Annotated in this window: 9 protein-coding genes; 1 reads left to right on the forward strand and 8 read right to left on the reverse strand. The window is 28.1% G+C overall.

Going from position 1 to position 6,818, the window contains the following annotated elements:
- Together BM384_RS14290 and yidA are read right to left on the reverse strand one after the other, a co-directional pair.
- On the reverse strand, positions 1-191 hold a 191-nt coding region (locus BM384_RS14290; protein ID WP_207650732.1), incomplete at its 3' end, for a hypothetical protein.
- Positions 192-356: 165 nt separating this feature from the next.
- Positions 357-1,166, reverse strand: a complete 810-nt coding sequence (gene yidA, locus BM384_RS14295; RefSeq protein ID WP_090014567.1) for a sugar-phosphatase — start codon at positions 1,164-1,166, stop codon at positions 357-359.
- Positions 1,167-1,433: 267 nt separating this feature from the next.
- Here yidA and ytaF point away from each other — a divergent pair, with 267 nt between their 5' ends.
- Positions 1,434-2,057 carry a sporulation membrane protein YtaF gene (gene ytaF / locus BM384_RS14300; RefSeq protein WP_090014569.1) on the forward strand — a complete coding sequence of 208 codons (624 nt, stop codon included), beginning with the start codon at positions 1,434-1,436 and terminating at the stop codon, positions 2,055-2,057.
- A gap of 38 nt (positions 2,058-2,095) precedes the next feature.
- Here ytaF and BM384_RS17775 read toward each other — a convergent pair whose 3' ends face one another.
- The 6 genes from BM384_RS17775 to BM384_RS14325 all read right to left on the reverse strand — a co-directional run bounded on the left by BM384_RS17775 (position 2,096) and on the right by BM384_RS14325 (position 6,491).
- Positions 2,096-2,233 carry a clostri-philic family protein gene (locus BM384_RS17775; RefSeq protein WP_175537401.1) on the reverse strand — a complete coding sequence of 46 codons (138 nt, stop codon included), beginning with the start codon at positions 2,231-2,233 and terminating at the stop codon, positions 2,096-2,098.
- A 58-nt stretch (positions 2,234-2,291) separates the two neighbouring features.
- Positions 2,292-2,699 carry a DUF3785 family protein gene (locus BM384_RS14305; RefSeq protein WP_090014570.1) on the reverse strand — a complete coding sequence of 136 codons (408 nt, stop codon included), beginning with the start codon at positions 2,697-2,699 and terminating at the stop codon, positions 2,292-2,294.
- 151 nt (positions 2,700-2,850) lie between these two features.
- Positions 2,851-4,101 (reverse strand): RNA-guided endonuclease InsQ/TnpB family protein, encoded by a 1,251-nt coding sequence (locus BM384_RS14310; RefSeq protein WP_090014571.1) that lies wholly within the window; start codon positions 4,099-4,101, stop codon positions 2,851-2,853.
- A 456-nt stretch (positions 4,102-4,557) separates the two neighbouring features.
- On the reverse strand, positions 4,558-5,157 hold the full coding sequence (rbr, locus tag BM384_RS14315) for a rubrerythrin (RefSeq protein ID WP_090014572.1): 600 nt from the start codon (positions 5,155-5,157) through the stop codon (positions 4,558-4,560).
- Positions 5,158-5,247: 90 nt separating this feature from the next.
- Positions 5,248-5,715, reverse strand: a complete 468-nt coding sequence (locus BM384_RS14320; protein WP_090014574.1) for a type II secretion system protein — start codon at positions 5,713-5,715, stop codon at positions 5,248-5,250.
- Positions 5,716-5,729: 14 nt separating this feature from the next.
- Positions 5,730-6,491 (reverse strand): prepilin peptidase, encoded by a 762-nt coding sequence (locus tag BM384_RS14325; protein WP_090014575.1) that lies wholly within the window; start codon positions 6,489-6,491, stop codon positions 5,730-5,732.
- Between the last annotated feature and the right edge of the window lie 327 nt (positions 6,492-6,818).

Below are 6,818 nucleotides of genomic sequence, written 5' to 3' on the forward strand. Positions count from 1 at the left end.
CTTTGAGTTTCTTTATTCTTACCATTTTTAACTATGTATTTATTTTTACAATGAGGGCAAATTAATTCTGTTGTTTCTTTATTATTTGAAACACTAATTAAAATGCTTATATCTATTAATAATTTCCTTTTAGCTGCATTACTTAAAAGCTTTATATTTTCTAGAATTTTAAAATAGTTATCTGAACACAAATCAATCACTTCCTTATAATCATTTGTTTAGATACTTGCCTATTTTTATCACTTTTATTCACAATACAGCCTTATAATTTATATAAAAAAACTAACTTTTTAATATAAAAAGACATGTCTAAATCTTAAATCTTTAGACACGCCTTTACTATTTTATGTAAATATTTAATTATTTAAAATAAACTTTTCAATAATTTCTGCAATTCCGTCATTATTATTGTCTGCTGTTATGTAATTTGCAATTTTCTTAACTGACTCGGAAGCATTTCCCATAGCTACTCCAAGACCTGCATATTCAATCATATCTAAATCATTTTCAGCATCTCCTACTGCAATTATTTCATCCTTAGATACATTTAAATATTTAGCTAAGGCTGCTAGTCCAGTTGCTTTTCCTGATTCTTTATTAATTTCCTCTAAGAAATGAGGAGTACTTCTTACAACTTTAAATCTTTCATATACTTCTTTTGGAAGTTCTTCAATAACTCTATCAATAATTTCTTTTTCATCTATAAGCATAACTTTTACTATATGTTCATCTTCTGCAACTTCATTAAAATCACAAACATTTATATCAATATTATTTAATTCTGCTTCTAATTCTGTATATTCACTGATTTTTGGAGTTATTAATCCTCTAGTAGGAGAAAAAGCATGAATATTTGATCCTAAATTACAGCTTATATCATATAAATAATGAAGATCCTTACCATTTAGTCCTATCTCGTATAAAACTTCTTCTGACTTTACTTTTTGAACTAATGACCCGTTAAAGCTTAAAACATATTCATCATCACTTATTAAATTTAATTCTTCTAAATATCTCTTTAACCCATCTACTGGTCTTCCTGATGCTAAAACAACCTTAATACCTTTCTCTCTAGCCTTTATTAAAGCTTCCTTTGTTCTTTTCGTAATAACTTTTTTATCATTAAGTAATGTTCCGTCCATATCAATAGCTATAATCTTGTACATAAAACAGTAACCACCCTTTCTTCCTCTTTTAATACGTTTACTTAATTATATCATAAAATATTTAAAAAATACTCTGTATAAATATGGTTTTTATGTTTTAAAAAAACTTTTTAAATAGGCTAATAATACAGTTTGTAATGTATCTCCTTCAAAATTTGAAAAATCAAATAATATCGAAAGTTCTAACTTAGCACATAAAAATAAGTAACTAAAAGCATAATTAAGTCATAACATATTACTAACTAGAAATTTGTCGAGGTATGAGCTGTGATTGAATCTCTCTTACTCGTTTCTTCTGTATGTATAGATGCTTTTGTTGCTAGCATTGCCTATGGAACAAACAAAATAAAAATCCCTTTTTATGCTTCAATTGTAATAAGCATTATTGGCTCAATATTCCTCGGTATTTCCTTATTTCTTGGAAGTTTTATAAAAGATTTTTTACCTACAAACCTTGCTATAATACTAAGCTTTTGTATACTAATGATAATAGGGATATATCGATTTTTTGAAGGACTCTTTAAAAATTACATTGCTAAAAAAAATAAACTACTTAAACCTCTTAAATTTAAAATTTTTGATTTAAACTTTGTATTGCAAGTATACGCTGATGAAACTATAGCAGACTTTGATAACTCTAAAGTATTAACAATAAAAGAATCATTATATCTAGCTTCAGCCTTATCCTTTGACAGCATTGCTGTAGGTTTTGGTGATAGCCTTGGAAGCTCTGAATATCTTAATTCAGTAATCTTATGTTTTGTTATAGGTGTTGTCGCTGTATCTTTAGGCCAGATTATTGGAAAAAAACTAGTTGAAAAATCAAACTTAAATTTATCCTGGCTATCAGGAATAATACTTATGATTTTAGCCGTAAAACGATTATTTTAAATAACAAAATAGGATGCTTACTTAAAGCATCCTATTTTTTACTTTATTGAGTCTCCGTTGTGATTTTCAAAAAAATCGTGTTTTTTAGGATTTCCTACATTGTCCTGCTTATTATGAAGTCTTTGTCTTCTTTCACCTTTTTGCATTCCGTTTCCTAAACCATCTTTATTTTTCATAATCATCACTCCTCATAAATATTATGTCTTAAAACTTAATATTTATAAGCCTTATATATTAAACTTCAAATTGTTCAACTTCTATTTCGTAATCTCCACATTCTGCACAGATAATTACACTTACTATATAACTGTCATCAGCCTTGCCTTCTCTTTCCATTCTAGTAAAGCTATAACCTTCTTCTTCAACTTTAAAACTATTCCATACAACATTTCTGTCTTTAGTATATAAATAGAAATGATATTCATAAAAGGGATATGCTCTTAACTTATTCTTTCCTCCTGATTCACACTTTGTACATGGTGCACTATAATATGCTTTTTCAAAATCAAGATTTCTTTTCTCAAGAATATTAAGTATGAATTCTTCATCAATATTATTAATTGGATTTTCTTCATCATTTAAAAATCCACCGAAATGTTCTTTATCTAATAAATATTCTTTATTATCTACACAAACCTTCATATATGTAATCATCCTTTCTAATTAGTCCTTCTCATTATATTAGTCCTTCTCATTATACTATACTGAACCTCCCACGACTAAAGTCGTAGGGTTCTAAGTGTTACTTCTAACACCATTTAAGAAGTTTGGTATTTAAGCTTTCACCCACTTATTAGGCAACCCTTATTCTTACAGGCGCGTCCAGTTCGCCTCTACTGTATAGAGTATCTAAGCTCACAACATTACTTTTACGCATTATATTTAATGCTCCATTTACATCTGCATTAAGTACCTTACCATTAGTACACTGATACATTCCTCTGTGGATACGCTTTCCACTGAATGTGTAAGTCTTTGGATTATCATCGTTGTATACAGGAATTTCGTCTCTGTCCCAAAATGATGCCTTTGATGTATAGCTTTCTTCCTGTTTAACATAGATGATACCATTAAGCTTACAAAGGTATTCTAATTTTTCACGAAGTTTGCCATAAGGTATGTTTACAAAAATCTGGTTATTAGACTTACCCATATCAGAACTCCTTTGGAATGTTTCATTATAACCAACTACAAGAGTGCCTATATCCTTTAAGATACAATAATCTATCACCTTACGAGCAACCTTACTCATATAGTCATTAACCTTATTGTTTCTATCACGAGTAATAGCCTTTTGTCTGTTAGTTGGCTTTTTACTGTAATGCTGTTTATCCTTAATACTTTGTAAGCGAGCATTTTCTTTGTTATACCACTGATTTATAGACTTAAGTCTTCTACCATCAATTATGAATGTATCACCTTTACTTGATACTGCAGTTATAAGATTATTAATGCCAAGATCTATTGCCAGTGCATTTGATGTATTAAGATTTCTTTTTACACATTCAGCTTCATAAATATACTGAATTTCAAAGAACCTAGCATTAGCCTTTGGAATAATTCTAATCTCTTTAACCTTTTTATCTAGTAATACAGGTGGTATGGTAATTTCAATAGATTTATGTGTCTTTTTATAGGTATTTGAAAATGGCAGAATAAGTTTATTCCCATTAAGTCTTACAAAACCTATTACAAGAGCGACATATCCATCTTTCGGAAGATATTTTGGCAATCTACAATCCTTGAAGGAACATTTTCCTTTTTTAGCTAATTTAAGCAATCCAAAGAATGACTTAAATGTGCCATCTACTTCTTTAAGTATCTGTTGGGCCATATTTGAGTTAAGTAATTTGTAATTATCAGATATCTTTAAAAGAGCATAATTCTTCTGATAGTTTAAATACTTGCCCTCAGTAAGATAATACTGTCTCACATTATAAATTGCCTCATTGGTTAGATTCTTTGCTATGTGACAAAGTTCTCTAAGGGAATTATAATCTTCCTTTGACAGATGTTTAATCTGCTGCTTTACAGTTAAATACATATTCTCACCTCCTTATCCGAGATGATTATATCATATTTTACCGAAACAATAATATATAGTAAAAATAATATTATAAGTTTTGATATTCTATTTTTCGAGGCTTTAGCACTTAAAACTAATGAAAGTTGTCGTTCACGAAAGGTCGCTACACCTTACGCAGTTCTCTTATGAACTTCTTAATATTTCTATTAAATACAGACTATATCTTATCCCTACCGTACCTTGACGCTTAACTTTATTTCATATTTACGTTGTGGTCTAATTAGCTTTACGCATTTCCAGCAATTCAGTTTCTTCGTTGCGTATTTGTATTTAAGCTACGATTACATACAAGTTTCTCTATACGCTTACTAGCCTTGACAATTCATCTCATGACTAAAGTCACGAGTGTTCTTGCCAATTTTAATAAAATATTGTTGAGAACAAATATGAAGAATATTTAGAAAGCCAATTATCTTAATTTATCTTTATATTAAAATCACTTTCTGTAAATTTCATATAATATCCCTGTGGATAAGCACATACAGGGCATACCTTTGGAGCTTCTTTTCCTTCATATATATATCCACAATTTGTACATATCCATTGTACATCAACATTATCTTTAAATAACATACCACTTTCTAGATAAGATAAATATTTTTGAAATCTCTCACTATGAATTTTCTCTATGCCTGCTATTTTATCAAACTTAGCTGCAATAGGCTCAAAACCTTCATTTCTTGCTATATTAGCAAAATCTTTATAAATGTTATTATATTCTTCAAATTCATTATGAACAGAATCCTTTAATAGTTTTAATGTACTGTCATAATTACCTATGGGATAAGTGCCTTTAATCTCTATATTTTCACCATTAAATTCTTTTAATTCACCATAAAAAACTTCCCCATGGGCTTTTTCCTGATTAGCAGTATATTCAAATAAGTTTTTTATTATATATAATCCTTCCTTTTTAGCAACTTCTGATGCATACTCATATCTATTTCTTGCCTGACTTTCTCCTGCAAAAGCCTTTAATAAATTTTCTTTTGTTTTACTATCTTTTAATTCCATATTCCACCTCATGACAATAAATTTCTTCTGTTATTATTACCATTACAGTGATATATTATTATCTATTCTCAATGTTTATTTTAAATAATATTAATAATTTGATCTATATGGTTCATCTGCATAAACTTCTGGATAAACTTGAACATAGGTTTCAATAGGTTCTCCATCTGCATTTTTTCTAGATCCCTCTTTAATTGATACTAATACTTTTCCTTCTTCATCAAGTTTTACATAAAAGTCACATCCCTTTACTTCTTTAGCCTGAGCCTTTACATTAACTGATGCACATTCAGCTAAAGTCTTTTCACTTCCATCTCTACTAATAACCCTAATATCAGATGCTTTATTCCATGAGCTACTTGAAATTTCTACTCCTTGCTTTTGAAGAATAATTGCTTCATTACTTATGCTAATTGCTGTAGAAATATCCTTTTTTATATTTGATACTTCTTTTGATGTTTTCATCTTTGGAAATACCACTAATAAAAAGCCAAATAATATAGCTAGCACTATCAATAGCTCTATAAGACTAAATCCCTTCTTACTATTTTTCAGCATAATTTACTTCTCCCTTATAATAAATAAAAATTTAAATACCAATTTATTAAATAATCTCCTACAAATATAGATAAAACAGTTCCTATAGCTATAAAAGGTACAAACGGAAGCTTATCTTTTCTATCTTTACCTTTAAAAAATATCAAAAAAACTCCTGCTATTCCACCTAAAATAATTGCAATAAACATAGTTAAAATTATAAATTTACTTCCTAAAAATAAGCCACATACAGATGCTATATCCACATCCCCTTTTCCCATGGCTCTTGTTACTTTAGCAATAAAAAGTAATGCCAAATAGGATATAATAGCTCCAACTATATATGTATTAATTTCTATATTAAAAAATAGAAATCCTATAATATTAAATAAGATTCCTGAAACCAAAGCAAATATAGATATTTTAGTGTATACATTATAAGTTTTTATATCTATAATAGCTGTAACAATCACAATAGATGCAATTATACAGTACTTTATAAAATAAAAACTTAAGCCATATTTTTCATAAATACACAGATATAAAAAAGCATTCAATAACTCTACTAAAGGATATTCTTTAGATATCTTTTCATGACATCCTCTACATCTACCCCTTAAAATTATATAGCTTACTACTGGCACTAGGTCTATAGCCTTTAACCTATTACCACATTTATCACAATAAGATGCTGGCCATACTACTGATTCATCTTTTATTGTTCTACTTATGCATACATTTAAAAAACTTCCAATACATAATCCTATAAAAAAAACATATGCGTTTATTACATTCACTTCCTTTTAATGTTCCTTGTGTTTTTATTGTAAAACATTTACTTTTAACTTTCAATCTATTATATCATAACTTGTATCATTAAGATTGTTTTTTATCTTCTAATTTTAAAGATATTAAAATGCTTTAACTATTAGTTTTCTCATTTTTTTGTTTTTTTATACTTCTATGTATGCCAAAAAAGGGGCTGTAAAAAAAGTCCTAAAAATCAAACGACCATACTAGCTCAAAAGCTTGTATGGTTGTTTTTTTCATATACTTATATTTTTTCATCTTTAATTTTTAAAAATGGGTTCACTTAATAAACGTCTCGTTATAAATAAAAAAAT

Origin of the sequence: Clostridium sp. DSM 8431 (genome assembly GCF_900116755.1) — a bacterium.
Taxonomy (GTDB): domain Bacteria; phylum Bacillota; class Clostridia; order Clostridiales; family Clostridiaceae; genus Clostridium.